At 72.7% G+C, this 15,799-nt stretch carries 9 protein-coding genes; 2 read left to right on the top strand and 7 right to left on the bottom strand.

All coding sequences use genetic code 11. The features are described 5' to 3' along the window. Positions 1 to 10: 10 nt before the first annotated feature. Entirely contained in the window at positions 11 to 3,880 is a 3,870-nt protein-coding gene (locus ABD830_RS18935) for an AAA family ATPase (protein WP_344988822.1), read from the bottom strand. Beyond that, complete coding sequence (locus ABD830_RS18930) at positions 3,881 to 4,993, bottom strand: exonuclease SbcCD subunit D (RefSeq protein WP_344988820.1); 1,113 nt, start codon at positions 4,991 to 4,993, stop codon at positions 3,881 to 3,883. Positions 4,994 to 5,100: 107 nt separating this feature from the next. On the opposite strand from ABD830_RS18930, the gene ABD830_RS18925 reads away from it, so the two are divergent. Further along, the gene (locus tag ABD830_RS18925) at positions 5,101 to 6,594 is read left to right on the top strand and encodes an alpha/beta hydrolase family protein (RefSeq protein ID WP_344988818.1); all 1,494 of its coding nucleotides are present in this window, start codon (positions 5,101 to 5,103) and stop codon (positions 6,592 to 6,594) included. Positions 6,595 to 6,639: 45 nt separating this feature from the next. Here the strand turns inward: ABD830_RS18925 and ABD830_RS18920 are convergent, their stop codons facing one another. From ABD830_RS18920 to ABD830_RS18900, 5 genes are all read right to left on the bottom strand, one after another. Next, the gene (locus ABD830_RS18920; protein ID WP_344988816.1) at positions 6,640 to 8,571 is read right to left on the bottom strand and encodes a serine/threonine-protein kinase; all 1,932 of its coding nucleotides are present in this window, start codon (positions 8,569 to 8,571) and stop codon (positions 6,640 to 6,642) included. Between the two features lie 22 nt (positions 8,572 to 8,593). Then, positions 8,594 to 9,664 carry a hypothetical protein gene (locus ABD830_RS18915; protein ID WP_344988814.1) on the bottom strand — a complete coding sequence of 357 codons (1,071 nt, stop codon included), beginning with the start codon at positions 9,662 to 9,664 and terminating at the stop codon, positions 8,594 to 8,596. Between the two features lie 66 nt (positions 9,665 to 9,730). After that, a complete protein-coding gene (locus ABD830_RS18910; protein ID WP_344988812.1) occupies positions 9,731 to 10,237 on the bottom strand; it encodes a hypothetical protein in 507 nt (168 codons plus the stop codon). Between the two features lie 142 nt (positions 10,238 to 10,379). Further along, the gene (locus ABD830_RS18905) at positions 10,380 to 13,010 is read right to left on the bottom strand and encodes an AfsR/SARP family transcriptional regulator (protein ID WP_344988810.1); all 2,631 of its coding nucleotides are present in this window, start codon (positions 13,008 to 13,010) and stop codon (positions 10,380 to 10,382) included. Positions 13,011 to 13,086: 76 nt separating this feature from the next. Beyond that, positions 13,087 to 14,013 carry an alpha/beta hydrolase gene (locus tag ABD830_RS18900; RefSeq protein WP_344988808.1) on the bottom strand — a complete coding sequence of 309 codons (927 nt, stop codon included), beginning with the start codon at positions 14,011 to 14,013 and terminating at the stop codon, positions 13,087 to 13,089. A 313-nt stretch (positions 14,014 to 14,326) separates the two neighbouring features. On the opposite strand from ABD830_RS18900, the gene ABD830_RS18895 reads away from it, so the two are divergent. After that, positions 14,327 to 15,781: an LCP family protein gene (locus tag ABD830_RS18895; protein WP_344988806.1), complete on the top strand. Its 1,455-nt coding sequence runs from the start codon at positions 14,327 to 14,329 to the stop codon at positions 15,779 to 15,781. Positions 15,782 to 15,799: the final 18 nt, after the last annotated feature.

Raw genomic sequence — 15,799 nt, 5'->3', positions numbered from 1 at the left:
GGACAGGCCCTCAGCCCACTCCGGCCAGGGCCAGGGTCGAGCCGGTGCGGGTCTTGGTGACCTTGAGCTGGGCGGTGATCCTCGACCGGAGCTCGGCGACGTGGCTGACGATGCCCACGGCCCGGCCTCCGTCGCGCAGCCCGTCGAGGATGTCCAGCACGCCGTCGAGGGTGTCCTCGTCCAGGGTGCCGAAGCCCTCGTCCACGAACAGCGTGCCGAGCTCCGTGCCCCCGGCCTCGGCCGTGACCACGTCGGCCAGGCCCAGGGCCAGCGCCAGGGAGGTGATGAAGCTCTCGCCGCCGGACAGCGTGGCCGGATCGCGGTCGACGCCGGTCCACCCGTCGGCCACCCGCAGGCCCAGGCCGCCGCCCGAACGCCCACGGGAACCCGCCGTCTTCCGCAGATCGTGCCGCAGCCGGTAACGTCCCGCCGACATGTGGTCGAGCCGTTCGTTCGCGGCGTCCACCACCTGCCGCAGCCGCTCCCCCAGCACGAACGACGACAGGCTCATGCTCCACTGGTTGTCGCTGGACGTGCCGCTGGCCAGCGCCGCCATCCGCTCGGCGAGCCGGTGCCGGTCGGCCGCCGGACGCCACCGCTCGATGCGGTCGTTCAGCTCACCGTACAGCTCCTCCAGCCGCTCCGCCCTGGCCACGGCCCGGTCCCGCTCGCTCGACAGCCTCGTGTACGCCGCCTCCAGCCGGTCCCGCTCGTCCTCGATCGCCGCCAGGTCGGGCGCGGGCTCGGCGGCGGCCGCGATCAGCTCGGGCCGGGCCAGGACGCTCGTGACGGCGGCGTGCTCGTCGTCCAGCCGCCGCAGCGCCTCGGCCTTGCGCTCCCTCTCCCCCGGACTCCTGAACGCCGCCTCCGCCTCCGCCACGTCCGCGAACCCCGCCTCGACGGCCGCCTCGGACGCGGCCTGACCGGCTCTGACCAGCTCCTCCTCGGCGGACAGCGCCGCCTGCGTGGCCTCCAGCGCCTCCCGTAGCAGCTCGGCCTCGTCGTGCAACCTGGACAGGCGGGCGGTCAGGGTGGGGTCGTCGCCTCGTGCCGCGTCCAGCCGCGCGCTCAACCGCCCGGCGTCCCCGCTCAGCTCCTCGTGCCTGGTACGGCCGGCCGCCAGCCGGGCGGCGACCCGCCGCGCGCGCTCCTCCATCTCCAGCCGTTCCCGGTTGAGCGCGGCCGCCTCCCGCGCCAGCACCGGCTCCTTGCCGGCCGACGCGCGCAGCCTGCGCAGCTCACCCTCGGCCCGGGCCAGCACGGCGGGCCCGTCCAGGTCCGCCTGCCCGGATCCCTCTCCGGCGAGCGCCTCGCCCTGCGCATTCCGCCTCGCGTCGGCGCGGCCGAGCTCCCCGAGCACCAGGTCGGCGCGGCCGAGCTCCCCGGACGCCAGGTCGGCGCGGCCGAGCGAGCCGGGGCCGACCTCTTCAGAAGCCCTGACGCGTCCCATCGCAGGGGCCGACTGCGTGGAGCCGTCGCCCGGGGCGGCTTCGCCGAGATCCTGGGCGGGTGCTTGTGTGAGGCGGGTACGGAGCCGGGCGCGTTCGGACTCCAGGTGGGCGCGGTGGGCGCGATGGGCGGCGAGGGCCTCGGCGATCTCCCTGGCCTGGTCCCGGACCCGTTCGCGCTCGATCTCGATGCGGTCGAGAGCGGCGGCCAGCGAGGGCTCCCGGTCGGCCACGGCCTGGAGCCGGGCCAGCTCCTGCTCGGCCCCCGCAACGTGCGCCTCCGCCGTTTCGACGTCCAGGCCCCCGGTGGCCTCGACCGCGTCGGCGTGCCGGGACTCGAGGGAGGCGAGGGCGCGTTCGGCGGCCTCGCGTTCGGCCAGGGCGGCTTCGTGGGCCGTCTCGGCCGCGTGTTCGTCGTCGGCCGAAGGGGCGCTGGGAGCGGGAGAGGCGGGGTCGGGGTGGTGGTCGGAGCCGCAGACCGCGCAGGGCCGGCCCTCGGACAGGTCGCGGGCCAGCTCCGCCGCCATGCCGTCGATGCGGGCCTGGCGCAGGTCGAGCCAGCGTTCCCGCAGGGCCTGGGCGTGGTCCACGAGCGCCTGGTGGGTGCCGACGGCCGCCTCCAGCTCCGCGGCCAGGGCCTCGCGGCGGTGAGTGGTCTCCAAAGCGGCCCTGGCGGCGTCGAGTCCCGCGGCCGCCGCCGGGATGGCCGCCGCCTGTGCCTGCACCTCGCTCAGTGCCGCGCCGGCTTCGGCGATGCGTCCGGGCAGCTCGGCCTCGGCGGCCGACACCTCGGCCTCGCGCTGTGCCAGCGCGTCCAGCTCCACGGCCAGCCTGGCCAGCTCGTCGTCGATCTCGATCAGATGGGCGGCGGCGTCCCGTACGGCCTGCGCCGCCGGGATCCTGGCGGCGTCCATCCGCGCCTCGGCCAGCCTGCCCTCGGCCTGTTCGATGAGCCCGGGCAGCACGGCCAGCCTTGCTCCTACGGCCTCATCGGCGCCGACCAGCTCGGCCAGTTCCTCCTCGACGCGCAACAGGTCGCGCCGGACCACCGAGAGCCTGGCCTCTTCGGTGAGCAGCTCCGACAAGCGCGCGATCTCCGCCTGCCGCTCCCGCTCCAACGCGGCCAACTCAACCGCCGTGGGTCCGCCCGCCGAGAGGCCGGCGTCGCGGCCGGAAGCGACCCCAGAAGAATCGCCCGCAGCAGGGCTGGCGTCGCGGCCGGACACTGCCCGGGAACCGCCCTCCGAGGGGCCGGTGGCGTCGGCTGCCTGCCGCGCCAAGAGGGGGCGCGCTCGGGCGAGGGCGTCGGCGGCCATGGTGCGTGCTTTGCCGGCGGCCTCCGAACGCTGCCTGGCCGCCGTGATGAGGGGCAGCACGCGGTCGGCCCTGGCGGCGTCGTCGAGGATCGCCTGCAGGTCGGCCCGCTCGTCCGCCCGCTCGTCGAGGGTGCGGCGCAGGGTGAGCGCCTCGGCGTAACGGCGCTGCCGGTCGGCGAGGGCGGCGGCCTGCTCGAACCGCAGCCGCGCCGAACGCAGCGCCCGCCCGGCCGTCTCGTGCTGCTCGCCCGCCCGCTCCACGACAGCCCGCGCCGCGTCGAGCAGCGCACCCGCCCAGCGCAGGGGGTCCGCATCGGGCGTGGGCACTTCGACATCCGCCGCACCCCGACCCGCACCGGCGCCACCATCGTCCGCCGACCCACCGGCACCGCCGCCCACGGACGCGCCGCCGTCCACCGCTGGAGACGCGATGGCCGCGTGCAGGTCGCCGCCCGCCGCTTCCTCCACCCGCTTGATGGCGAAGTCCACCTGCTGCCGGAGCTCCTGCGCCTCCCGCCCCGCCAGCTTCCGATGCTCGGCCAGCCACGACTCCGCCTGGGTGAAGACCTTGACCGTGAACAGCCGCTCGAGCAGCTTGGCCCGATCGTCCCCGTCCGCGCGCAGGAACTTGGCGAAATCCCCCTGGGGCAGCATCGCCACCTGGCAGAACTGGTCGGCGTTCATGCCCAGCAGCCCGCCCACCAGGTCGCCCGCCTCGTCGAGCCGGGTCGTCAGCCCCTGCCAGTCGGACCCGCGCCACTCCGAGACGACGACCTTGGACTTCTCCTCCGTGAAACCGGTCCCGCGCAGCTTGGGCCGCTGCCAGGCCGGGGAGCGCTGGATGCGGAGTAACCGGCCGCGGATGGACACCTCCAGCGTGACCGAGGGCCCGGCCGAGGGCGGGGCGTGGTCGCAGCGGAGGGTCCGGGCGCTGTTGCGCTGCCCGGGCACCTGGCCGTAGAGGGCGAAGCAGAGCGCGTCGAGGATCGTGGTCTTGCCCGCCCCCGTGGGCCCGTGGACCAGGAACAGGCCCGCCTCGGCCAGCGCGTCGAAGTCGACCGTCTCGGAGCCGGGAAAGGACCCGAACGCCGTCAGCGAGAGCCGGTGCGGCCGCATCTACGCCATCGTCTCCTTCACCCTCGACGCCTCGATGGCCTGTCTTAGCAGGTCTTCCTCCTCAGGTGCGGCAGGCTCGCCGCGGACTTCCCTGACGAAATCGAGGGCGACCTCCGCCTCCGGCCGGCCGCTGAGGCGTACGGGCTGGGCGGCCGGCGCCGCGCCGACCGGGTCGAAGGAGAGGGCGAGGGTGTGGGGAAAACGGGCGCGGAGCCGGTCCATGGCGGACTTGGGGCGGACGGCGTCGGTGAGGATCACCTGCAGCCAGTGATCCTCGAAAGAGGCATATTTCGGATCTGCCAGCAGCTCCTCGAGCTCCCCCCGCAACCGCCCGACGGGCCGCGGCACCGGAGCGGGCACGAACTCGACCTCGGCGGAGCCGAGCGTCACCAGCCACGACCCCTTGACCTGCCCGACCTCCGAGAACGAGTAGGCCAGCGGCGAGCCCGAGTAGCGCACGGTCTCCGACATCCGCTGCCGCCCGTGCAGGTGCCCCAGCGCGACGTACGACACCCCGTCGAAGACCGGCAGCGGAACGTGCGACACGCCGCCCACGCTGATGTCGCGCTCGCTGTCGCTGGCCTGCCCACCGGTGACGAAGCAGTGCGACAGCACCACCGAGGCACGATGACGCGCCGCATCGGCCCTGATGCGATCCATCGCGTACGCCAGCGCCGCCGTGTGGCTGCGATCGGGCAGCTCCCAGGCGGCGCGCACCAGCTCGGGCTCGAGGTAGGGAATGCCGTAGAAGGCCACGTCGTCCACCAGCACCGGCTCCCAGGCGAGGTCGGGAGAGGTACGCACATGCACCCCGGCGGCCTCGAACAGCGCCGAGCCGAAGCGCAGCCGAAGCGCCGAGTCGTGGTTGCCGCTGATCAGCAGCACCCGCGCCCCGGCCGCGCGCAGCCGCGCCAGCGCCTCGTCGAGCAGCGCCACCGCGTCGACCGGCGGCAGCGCCCGGTCGTAGACGTCGCCCGCGACCGCCACGACGTCGACCCGCTCGGACCGCACCGTCTCCACCAGGTGATCGACGAACGCCGCCTGCCCGGCGAGCAGGCTCTCGCGGTGGAACGAGCGCCCGAGGTGCCAGTCGGAGGTGTGCAGGATCCGCATGTCGCAGGAAGCTAACAGGTCTCACCGACAAATAAGGCCTCACCTGTCTCAGAGGCCGGGAGTAGGCTAGAAGATCGGCGGGCAAACCAACGCACATGGGGAGGCCGATGCGCACTGGCCGTGGCACCTTGAGCGTCGCCGCCGGCCTGGTGTTGGTGGCTCTTGCGACGGTCGGATATGTCCTGCCACCGGCGTTCGATCCGCCGCCGCTCAAGGTGGACCCAACCTTCCGGTCCATTCCGGCGCAGCCGCCTGGCGAGCTGCGGCCGGTGGTGGCAGTCGATCCGATCCGCAGGGAGGAGATCTCCGTCTCGGCGGAGGGCCAGCGCCTGGAGGGCACGCTGCGGGTGCCGCTGACGCCGGGGCGCCATCCGGCGCTGGTGTTCGTGTCGGGGTCGGGCAACGGATCGCGTACGGAGTTCACGCCGCAGGCGGAGTTCCTGGCCAAGGCGGGCGTCGCGACGCTCGCGTTCGACAAGCGCACGATCGGCTACGACTTCCGCCACCGCGACTTCTCGCTGCTCGCCGACGACGCGCTGCGCATGGTGGAGCTCCTGCGCGCGCGTCCCGAGGTGGACCCGGCGCGGATCGGCCTGTGGGGCGTCAGCGAGGGCGGCTGGGTGGTGCCCGTCGCGGCGGCCAAGAGCGCGGCGGTGGGGTTCGTGGTCCTGGTGTCGTCCCCCAACGTCTCCCCGCTCCGCCAGGTCGCCTGGGCGCTGAACGAGCAGCTGCTCAGGCTGCACGCCCCGATCGGCGCCCGCGACCTGCTGACCAGGGCAATGGGCGGGGTCGGCTTCAACTTCCTGAGATACGACGCGATGCCCGCATTAAGCGGGGTCAAGCAGCCGGTCCTGGCGTTCTACGGCACGACGGACCCCTCGATCCCCTTCGTCGAGTCCACCCAGGCCCTCCTCAAGGGGCTGAACAGGGCGGGCAACGACAACTACACGATCCGGTTCATGGCCAAGGGCGACCACGCCATGCGGGTGAACGGCGGCGACTTCACCAAGGGCTATCTCGAGACCCTCGCCAACTGGATCACCGGCCTGCCGGGCACGGGCAGGCCCGCGCTGCACATGGCGGGCGCCACGCCGGTGCAGCGGTTCGAGGCCAGCGACGTGCCGGCCGCCCCCTGGTACGCGGGCGGCACGATGCTCGGGCTGACGATCTGCCTGGCCGCCGTCGGCTACGTGGCGGGGCCGGTCGCGGCCATGGTCGTACGCCTGCGCGGCCGCGACCACCTACGCGCCGAGATCAACGCCACGCTGTGGCCGCCGATCAGGCGCAGGCTGCGCCGGATGGCCTGGACCGGCCTGGGCCTGCTGGCGTCGGTGGTGGCGTTCATCACCCTGCTGGTGCTGTTCTCGCTCAACCAGGCGGGCGCCTGGCCGGCCGTGCTCGCGGGCTGGCTGGTCGTACGGCTGCTGGCCGTGCTGATGCTGATCCAGGAGGTCACGGCGGTGGCGGCGTTCGTGTCGGCGCTGCGTGAGGGCATGCGGCCGAGCCGCTGGCAGCACGTCACCGTGGCGGGCGTGCTGGGCGGCACCGGGCTCCTGCTGGTGGCGGCGGCCTACTACGGGCTGTTCTCCTTCCCCTGGTAGACGTGGGGACGCCTGATTCGGAATCTGGGCGGTCCAGGTTGCACGTCACCCCGGTGTTGCGGTCAGGGCAAGGTCGTCCACGGTCACCGTGACGGGGGTGTCGGTGGCCGTACGGGACAAGAAGGTCAGGACGCCTGCCCCACCCGGGACCTGGAGTCCGGAGGTCGCGTCCGTGACGGAGAGCAGCCAGTCCGGCTCGGGCGCGCCGATGGCCCAGACCTTGCCGCGGATCGTGGTCGGCGACGTACCGGTGACCTGGACGCGTACCCGCATCGCGATGCCCGCGCCCGCGGTCAGCCCGGGGACCCGCAGTGGCTGTGCGAGGTCGATCTCACTGCGGCCCGCCTCGGAGCGGATCAGCTGGAACAGGACCTTGCCGTTGGGCCGCAGGCTCACGTGCGCCCGGTACCCCCCGACTGTCGGGATCCTGCGTCCCACGGCGGACACGTAGATCCCGCCGCCGGTGGGGGGTTTGTCGCCGGCGAAGGTGAAGCTGAGGTCGGTTCTGGTCTCCTTCACCCCGTCCAGGTACGCGCTGGAGCCGGCTCCAGGGGGCATCGTGATCCGGCCCTTCTTGCCGTCCACCGAGTAGCCGCTCGCCGGAACGCCGACCGACCAGTGACGCTCCCCGTCGTCCGTCGTACCGAATCCGGTGCTGACCGTGCGCCCGAACGTGTCGGACACCCGCAGCCCCCCGCCCGGGACCGCCGACGCCCCCGGACTCGCCGACCCGCTGGGCGAGACCTCCCGTGAGCCCGACGGTGCGGCAGATGGGGGCTCTGCGGAGGTGGGGGCGGAAGCGTCGGGGCGTGAGGTGGCCGAGGAGCCCGGCTCACCGGTGCCGGAGGACGCCTGGGACCCCGTCCCGCCGAACGGCCGCAACCAGGCGAGCGCCCCCACCACGACCGCGACCAGCGCCGCCGCCACGGCGAGCGCGGCACGGCGGCCCCGCCCGGCGGTCCACCCGATGAGCACCGGGGCCCGTGAGGAGGGCGGGGCCGTCGGCTCCCCGGCCGGTCCCGCGATGCCCCCACGACCGGCCGATCCCGCAGTGCCCCCACGACCGGCCGCCCCGGCAAGATCCCGACCGCCGGCCGCGTCCGGCGTTCCCCGATCGTCGGCCGGTTCGGCGGCGAGGCGGCTGCCCAGGCTGGTGAGCTCCACGATCGACCGGCCGCGGCCGCCGGACACCGGGTCGATCAGGCGGGACAGCAGCTCGCCCGCCGCCGGCCGGTGCGAAGGGTCCTTCTCCAAGGCGGCGGCGATCGAGTCGCGCAACGGCGGCGGGACCGCTGACAGATCCGGTTCGTGGGTGACGATGCGGTGTAGCACGTCCGCGATGCCCGCGGCGGCGAACGGGGAGGTGCCGGTGGCGGCGAAGACCATGGTGCCCGCCCAGGCGAAGACGTCCGAGGCGGGTGAGGCGGGGGCGCCGCTCAGCTGTTCGGGCGCGAGGTAGGCAGGGGTGCCGATGAGTCCGCTGGTCATGGTCGTGACACCGTCCGCGCGGGCGATGCCGAAATCGACCACCCGGGGACCGTCCGGGCCGAGCAGCACGTTGCTCGGTTTGAAGTCGCGGTGCACGACGCCGGCCGCGTGGATGGCGGCCAGGGCCGTCGTGGTGCCGACGGCCAGCCGTTCCAGCTCGCCGCCGTGCAGGGGGCCGTGCTCGTGCACCCGTTCCGCCAGCGTCGGCCCGTCCACGAACTCGCTCACCACGTACGGCCGCGGCCCGTCCGGCACGGCCGTGAGCACGCGGGCGGTGCAGAAGGGCGCCACGCTCTCCACCGCGGCCAGCTCGCGGGCCAGACGGGCGCGGGCCTCGGCGTCGGCCCTGATCAGCACCTTCACCGCCACCCGCTGCCCCACTGGATCGCGGGCCAGGTAGACGATCCCCTGGCCGCCCTCCCCGAGCCGGCCCAGCAGCTCGAACTCACCCAGACGCGGAGGATCCTCAGCGGCAAGAGGGGCAACCATGGTCCATACGGTACTGATCCGCTCAACCAAGTGTGAGACGTCCAGGCCGTGCTCCTGCGTCCAATGTGACGAGCTCGCCCTTCCTCGCGAACGCGGCGGCCACCACCCCGCCGAACCGCGATGTCGTACGTCCCCGCGCATCGACGATCTCCGCCGTCCCATCGTGGACCAGCGCGAACCGGCGACCGTCCGGATCGGCGGCGACCGTCGTCTCAGTGGCGAGTTCCCTGCCCCAGATCTGACGCCCGTCCACACCGACACCCCGGACGGCCGTGTGCCGCACGCCCCGCTCGTCCACCCAGCGGTCCAGCACGACCGCGCCGTCCCGGCCCGCCGCGCACTCGGCGGCGACCCTCAGGTCGGTCCGGAGCGGCACTGTGCGGCCGTTCACCAGCATCCGCGCGCTGGGGCCGGTGAGCACCGTCAGGTCGCCGCCGTCCGCCAGGCAGGCCCCCCACACGCCCGCCGCGGGCGCCGTGCGTCCAGTCGGCCGCCAGCCGTGCCGGTCGCGCCGGAACCAGCGGATGTCGGCCCCCGCGACGTCCGGGTCGTCGTACGCGATGAGGGCGGCCGACCGCACCGGGTCCTCCACCCAGAGGAGTCCCGCCGCGCTGGAGATCGGGATCCGCGTTCGTTTCACGCCGTTCCTGAGCACGGTGAGCCAGCCGCCCTTCCCCGGCGCGTTTTCGGCCAGCACAGCGTCCGACGGCCCCCGTACGCTGAGCACCCGCTTCCCTGCACCGCCCACCAGCGCGGCGCGCCCCATCGGCCGCCGCCAGGTCGGCACGTCGCCCGCGGGCGCGGACAGCACGGCGTCAGGGCAGCGCGCCGCGCAGACGGCGTCCGCGTCCTGGCGGTACGCCTCCCGGTCCGTCCAGCGCAGCTCCCCGCGCGAGGAGTAGCCCCGGTACGATCCGCTGCCGGGATCCGCCACCACCACACCATCGGGCGAGACCGCGACGATCATCGGGCCGGTCCCGTACGGGGCGGGCGACGGCTGAGAGGACGGACGGGCCGGCTCCACAGCGGCACAGCCACCGGCGAGAACCGCCGCGACCATGAGACCGGCGAACGCCATCCGACGACGACGCATGAGAACCTCCCTCGACCGGCCGGGGCCGCGCCCTGGAGGACACGGCCCCTGCCTCAGCGAACGGGATCAGACGTTGCGCGTGTGACCGGCGCAGCGCGGGTCGGTGCCCCTCTTGTCGAAGACGGCCTTGAACTCCACGTACGCCGCCTTGTTCTTCGGCACCCTGATGCCGCTCCTCGGGACCGGGTTCCCGCCGTTCTGTGTGCCGGAGTTGACCTCGGAGTACCCCTTGCGGATGTTGTCCGGGGACTTCCAGGTCCAGTAGATCGGGTCGTGGCCGAGGCGGTTGTCGTGCTTCACCCGGAACTCGACGTTGTTCTTGTTGCGCACGCCGCTCCCGCCGATCGTCCAGGAGAACTTGGTGAAGACGTGGTACCGGCTGCTGTTGTGGTAGTGCGCGGTGAAGTTGATGTACGGGCCGCCCTTGCTGCAGGAGCCGGAGGCGGTCCCCATCGCGGACGCCGAGGTCGCCCCCGAAGCAGCCGCTACGGCAGGGAGGGCCGCGAGACCGGTTGTCGCGGCACCGGCGACAACCAGGGCGGCGATCGAGGTGCGGAAGGTGATGAACGCCATCGTGATCTTCCTCTCTCACGTGTCCATTGGACTGACAAGAGGAAGCTAGTGCGGGTGATGTTGAGGCCGTGTTGAGGCGATGTTGAGCCGTCAGAGCAGGCCGTCACGCCAGGTCGTCACACCCGATCGTCACACCAGGCCGTCACACCAGGGCGGCGAGTAGGTCCAGCGCGGTCGCCCTGCCGGGTTCGTCGGCGATTCCGTCGAAGATCTTGAACGCGTCCTCGGCCAGCTTGCGCGCCGCGTCGCGGTCGCCCTCAGCCCGGTTGACCCGGGCCAGCGCCAGCAGCGCGTGCGCGTCCAGCAGCCGGTCGCCGAGCCGTACGGCGATGGACCTGGCCCGCTGCGCGCAGTCCCTGGCGTCGGGCACCCGCCGCTGCGCCAGCCGTGCCGCGGCCAGCTCCAGCAGGGTGTCGGCGTGCCGGTGCCGGTCGCCCAGAGCATCGAAGAAGCCCGCGGCGGCGGCGAGCCGGTCGGCTGCCTCGTCGGGGCGGCCGGCCCGCCGCAGCACCGCGCCAAGCGCCTGCTGCGCCTCGGCGCCGGCCCTCCCGCCGCTGAAGGCGTGCAGAGAGGAGGTCAGCTGGCGTTCTGCCTCGTCCAGACGGCCCTGTTCCAGGTACACCTGGCCGATCCTGCGCCGGACCTGCGCGGCCTCCTTGCCGCTGGACGTACCGAGGCTCGTGAACGCCCCGAGCGCCCGGGTGAGCAGATCCAGCGCCTCCGTCCACCGGCCCTCGGCCCGGCACAGGTCGCCCTGGTCGCGCAGGAGCAGGGCCTCGGCGCGAGCGTCACCCGCGCGCCGCGCCGCCGCGAGGCCGGTCTCGGCGACCGGCCGCCAGTCGTCCAGGAAGCGCCGCCGTTCCAGGAACGGGCCCAGCAGATGCGCGAGCCGCCACGCGCCCTCGTCGAGCCCGGCCTCGTACAGGTCGCCGACCAGGGCGGCGAGGAACGCGCGCTCGGCGAGGAGCCACTCGACCGACTCCTTGATGTCCCTGGTCACGAGGCTGCGCATGGTCGGCTCACCGGAGACCAGCGGGAACCGGGACGCCTGCACCCGGGCGATCACGACGGCCTGGAGCCGCGCGAGCGCGTCCCGTACCGCATGCACGCCTTCCTCCTCCACCAGCCGCTCACGGGCGTAGAGCCGGGTCAGGTCGTGCATGCGGTAGCGGACCTGGCCCGCCACGTCCACGGTGTGCGCCTCAAGCAGGCCGGCGTCCACGAGCGTGTCGGCCTGGTCGCCGAAGACCTGGGCGGCCCAGTCGGCGACCTCGGGGGCCGACAGCGCGCCCAGCAGCCGCAGCATGCGGCGCGCCGGCGTGGACAGGCCCTCGTAGCCGACCGCGTACACGCTGCGGACCGTCTGGTCGCCCGAGTGAAGGCGGTCCAGCCGCCCGCACTCGTCCTCCAGCAGGCCCGCGAGGTAGCCAGGGGTCCAGCCTGGTCTGGTGGCCAGGCGGGATCCGGCGATGCGCAGCGCGAGGGGCAGCCCGCCGCACAACCGCATCAGCTCCCGCACCCCGCCGTCGTCCGCCCGTTCCTCGCCGATGAGCTTGACGAGCAGGTCACGGGCCTCGTTGTCGTCCAGGACGCCCAGCGGCAGCCGTACGGCGCCGGTCAGCCCGCCGAGCGCCGACCGGCTGGTGATCACGGTGGGGCACGAGGTGAGCAGCGGCCGTACCTGGGACTCGTCGGCGGCGTCGTCCAGCACGACGAGCATGCGGCGGTTGGCGGTGTACGTGCGCAGCAGCCGCTGCCGCTGGCCCTCCGATGCCGGTACCGCCTGGGCCGGGCAGCCGAGCCAGCGCAGGAAGTCCTCCAGGATCGCGCCGGGCCGGGTGGACTCGCGCAGGTCCGCGTACAGGATCCCGTCGGGGAAGCGCTCCCTGTGCCGCCACGCGGCGCGCACGGCGAGCGCCGACTTGCCCACCCCGGCCGGGCCGTGCACGACGACCAGGCCGGAGAACACCTGGTCGAGCAGGTCGGCGCGGCCGGTGAAGTGGGCGACGTCCCGCGGTAACAGCACCGGCGGGCCCGCGGAGACATGCAGCATGACGTCGTCGTGCAGCATGCGGTGATAGAGCAGCTGCAGCTCGGGGTCGGGCTCGATGGCGTGCCCGCCGTCGAGCTCGTCGCGCAGCGCCGTGTATGCGGACAGCGCCTCCACGCGCCGCCCGCTGCGATAGAGCGCCAGCATGAACTGGCCGCGGAAACGCTGCCAGAGCGGGTACTGCGCTACCAGACTCCGCACCTCGGACAGCACCTCGCGGTGCCGGCCCGCGTCCAGGTCGAGCTCGATCCGGCGCTCCAGGGCGAGCAGGCGAAGCTCTTCGAGCTCCTCGCGCAGCCGCCCGGTCTCGGCCCAGCGCCTCGCGTCAGGGTCCAGGTCCGCCAGAACCGGCCCGCGCCACAGGTCCAGCGCCTCGCGCAGCTTCCCGCCGTCACGCCCGGACAGCCCCTCCTGTATGAGCCGGCGGAAGCGGCCGACGTCGAGCTGATCGTCGTCGATGGCCAGCGTGTACGTGCCGGACACGGTGGTGATGACGTCCTTGCCGATCAGCTGCCGGAGCCGGCCGATGTAGCCGCGGATCAGCGAGTCTGACCGGTCGCCCTCCTCCAGCGGCCACAGCAGCTGTCGCAGCCGCTCGACGGTGAGCGGGCGGCGGACGTTGAGCATGAACATCGCCAGCAGGTCACGGTGCTTCGGAACGGTGGGGGTGCGATCCTCGGCGCCGTCACGTACCGACAATGCCCCCATAATCCGAAATTCCATGACAAATCCCCGGGTGCGGCGGGCAGGACGTGGCGTCAAAGCCTCAGAATCCCCGGCGTTCACGCCGGGGAGCGCGTCAACTGTCTTGGTCCGCCGAACGCGGGCCAAGATACGCGTTCATCCAGCGATCCAGCTCGGTGAACACCTGCTTGCGCACCGGCTCCGCCGACAGCACGAGATCGTGTACGCCGTCCGGGATGCGCACGCAGGTGACGTGCGGGCCCACCGAGGTGGCCCAGCGGGCGATCTGCCGCGGATCGAGCACGATGTCGGCCGAGCGGGCCTCCGGTACGAAGTCGCGTACCCGGAGCCCGTTGCTGGAGGCGAGCACGAGCACGGGCACGTCCACCGCGAGCCCCGCGTGCAGCCGCCGCTGCGCCCTGCGGATGGCGGCCAGCCACATGGCGTGCACCGAGAAGCCCTCGAGGGGCTTGAGCGTCAGGTCGTAGTCCCACTCGCCGCCCTCGCTGCGGTGCAGCGTCTGCCCGTAGGCCGTGCTGATGCCCAGCGGGAGCGCCCTCTTCGTGTACGAGAGCGGCGTCTTCAGCAGATCGGCGGCCAGCCGGAGCGGGGCGGGCACGTTCAGGTCGAAGAACGGGCTGTTGAGCGCCAGCCCGTCCACCAGGCCCCGGCCGCGGACCCGGTCGGCCCACAGGGAGGCGACGAGCCCGCCGGTGGAGTGGGCGTTGATCGTCAGCTCGTCGTGGTCCTGCCGGATGACGCGGACGGCCTCGTCGATCTCGGGGAAGTAGTCGGTGACGCTCCTGATCAGGCCCCTGGTCTGGTGCGGCAGTAACGAGCGGCCGTACTTGCGGAGGTCGAGCGCGTAGAAGTCGATGCCGCGCTGGACGTAGTGGTCGGCCAGGTGGTCCTGGAAGAAGTAGTCGGTGAACCCGTGCAGGTAGAGCACTGCCCTGCGGGATCCGGCCTTCCTGGCGACCAGCGTCGCGACGACCTCGCCCTCGAAGTCGTCCGGCATGTTCAGCACGGTGATCTCGTACATGTTAGACACCATAGAGATTGTCCGGCCATGACGGGACATCGGGCGGCACACCATTGCTTACTTTCGGCCGTTGATCGCCCGCGCATCGTAAAGGGGAAGGCGTTCGGCCGCTCCTGGCGGTTCAATGTGACGATGGCGATCCCGTCGGCGACCTCGCACGATCTCAATGCTGTCTGTTTGGCTACTGATGTTCATGCTCCGATAAAGACATATTTCGTATTCGGTGCGTAGGCTGCCGCCTCAATTGAGGCCTACGGTAAGCACCTCCATGGGGTTTGAGATTTTGCGTGGAGTTCGGGGAAACGGGGAAGGCGTGCGGCAGGCAAAGGAACCGGCGAGTGCCGGAGCGGTCCTCGGCTGGCTGGTGCTGGCGGCACTCGCGCCCGGAGCCGCCCATCTGCGTGCCGGTTGGCGCAAGACCGGGCTGGTGCTGCTCTCCTGCTACATCGCCGGGCTGCTGGCACTGCTCGCGCTGGGCCTGACGACCGACAACCTCATCGGCTCGCTGACCGAGAACTCCTGGCTGACGGCGATCATGGTGGGCGCCGCCGTGCTGGGGATGGCGTGGTTCGCCCTGATCGTGCACTCGTTCATCGTGCTGCGTCCCGGGCGGCTGCCGCAGTCCGGGCAGATCCTCAGCGGCACGCTGGCGGGGCTGCTCGCCGTCGTGATGGTGCTCCCGTTCGGCTGGACCGCGCAGGCCGTGTGGACCTCGCGGCAGACGCTCAACGACATCTTCCAGGAGACGCCGTCCGACACGCCCTCCTCCGCCGCGGCCGCCGGGGAGAAGCCGGAGGACCCGTGGGCGGGGCGGCAGCGGGTCAACATCCTGCTGCTCGGCGGCGACGCCGACGACAACCGCATCGGCGTGCGTACCGACAGCATGAACCTGGCCAGCGTCGACGTGCGGACCGGCAACACCGTGCTGTTCAGCCTGCCGCGCAACCTGGAGAACGTGCGCTTCCGCCCCGGCACCCCGATGGCCCAGCAGTTCCCCGGCGGCTTCCGGCTCCCGGCCGACCCGGGAGGCGGGCGCAGCGACCTGCTCAACAGCGTCTGGGAGTACGCCGACGCGCACCCGGAGCTCTTCGGCGGCAGGCAGCACCAGGGCCCCAAGGTGCTGATGGACACCATCGGCTACACCCTCGGGGTCAAGGTCGACTGGTACGCCCTGGTCAACATGTGGGGGTTCGCCCGGCTCATCGACGCCATCGGCGGCGTCCGGATCACGGTCGAGCAGGACGTGGTGTTCGGCAAGTACAACGAGGGCCTGGTCAAGGCCGGCACGCGCAAGCTCAAGGGCGCCGACGCCATGTGGTACGCCCGCTCGCGCACCTACAGCGACGACTACACCCGGATGCGCCGCCAGCGCTGCGTGCTCGGCGCGCTGCTCGACCAGGCGGACCCGGCGACGGTGCTGGCCAGGTTCAACCGGATCGCGCTGGCCACCAAGGAGCTGATCAGGACCGACATCCCGCGGTCGATGCTCAAGAACCTGGTGCCGCTGGCGCTGAAGGTCAAGAACGCGAAGGTGACGAGCGTGCAGTTCGTGCCTCCGCTGATCAGCACCGGCTATCCCGACTGGGAGAAGATCCGCGACATCGCCGGCAAGGCGCTGCGCGACTCGGCGCACGCCGACTCCCCGGTCGCCGCCTCCGCCGCCCCCTCACCCTCGCCGACCCCGTCTCCCAAGAAGTCGGCGACCGCCAAGAAGACCAGCCAGAGCCCGGCCAAGGGCCTCACGGAAGGCTGCGGCGGGCCGCTCTGACGGCGGCCTCACGCCGGC

The sequence above is a fragment of the Nonomuraea helvata genome, assembly GCF_039535785.1.
In the GTDB taxonomy this organism is placed as follows: domain Bacteria; phylum Actinomycetota; class Actinomycetes; order Streptosporangiales; family Streptosporangiaceae; genus Nonomuraea; species Nonomuraea helvata.
This window is presented reverse-complemented; position numbering and strand designations above follow the sequence as displayed.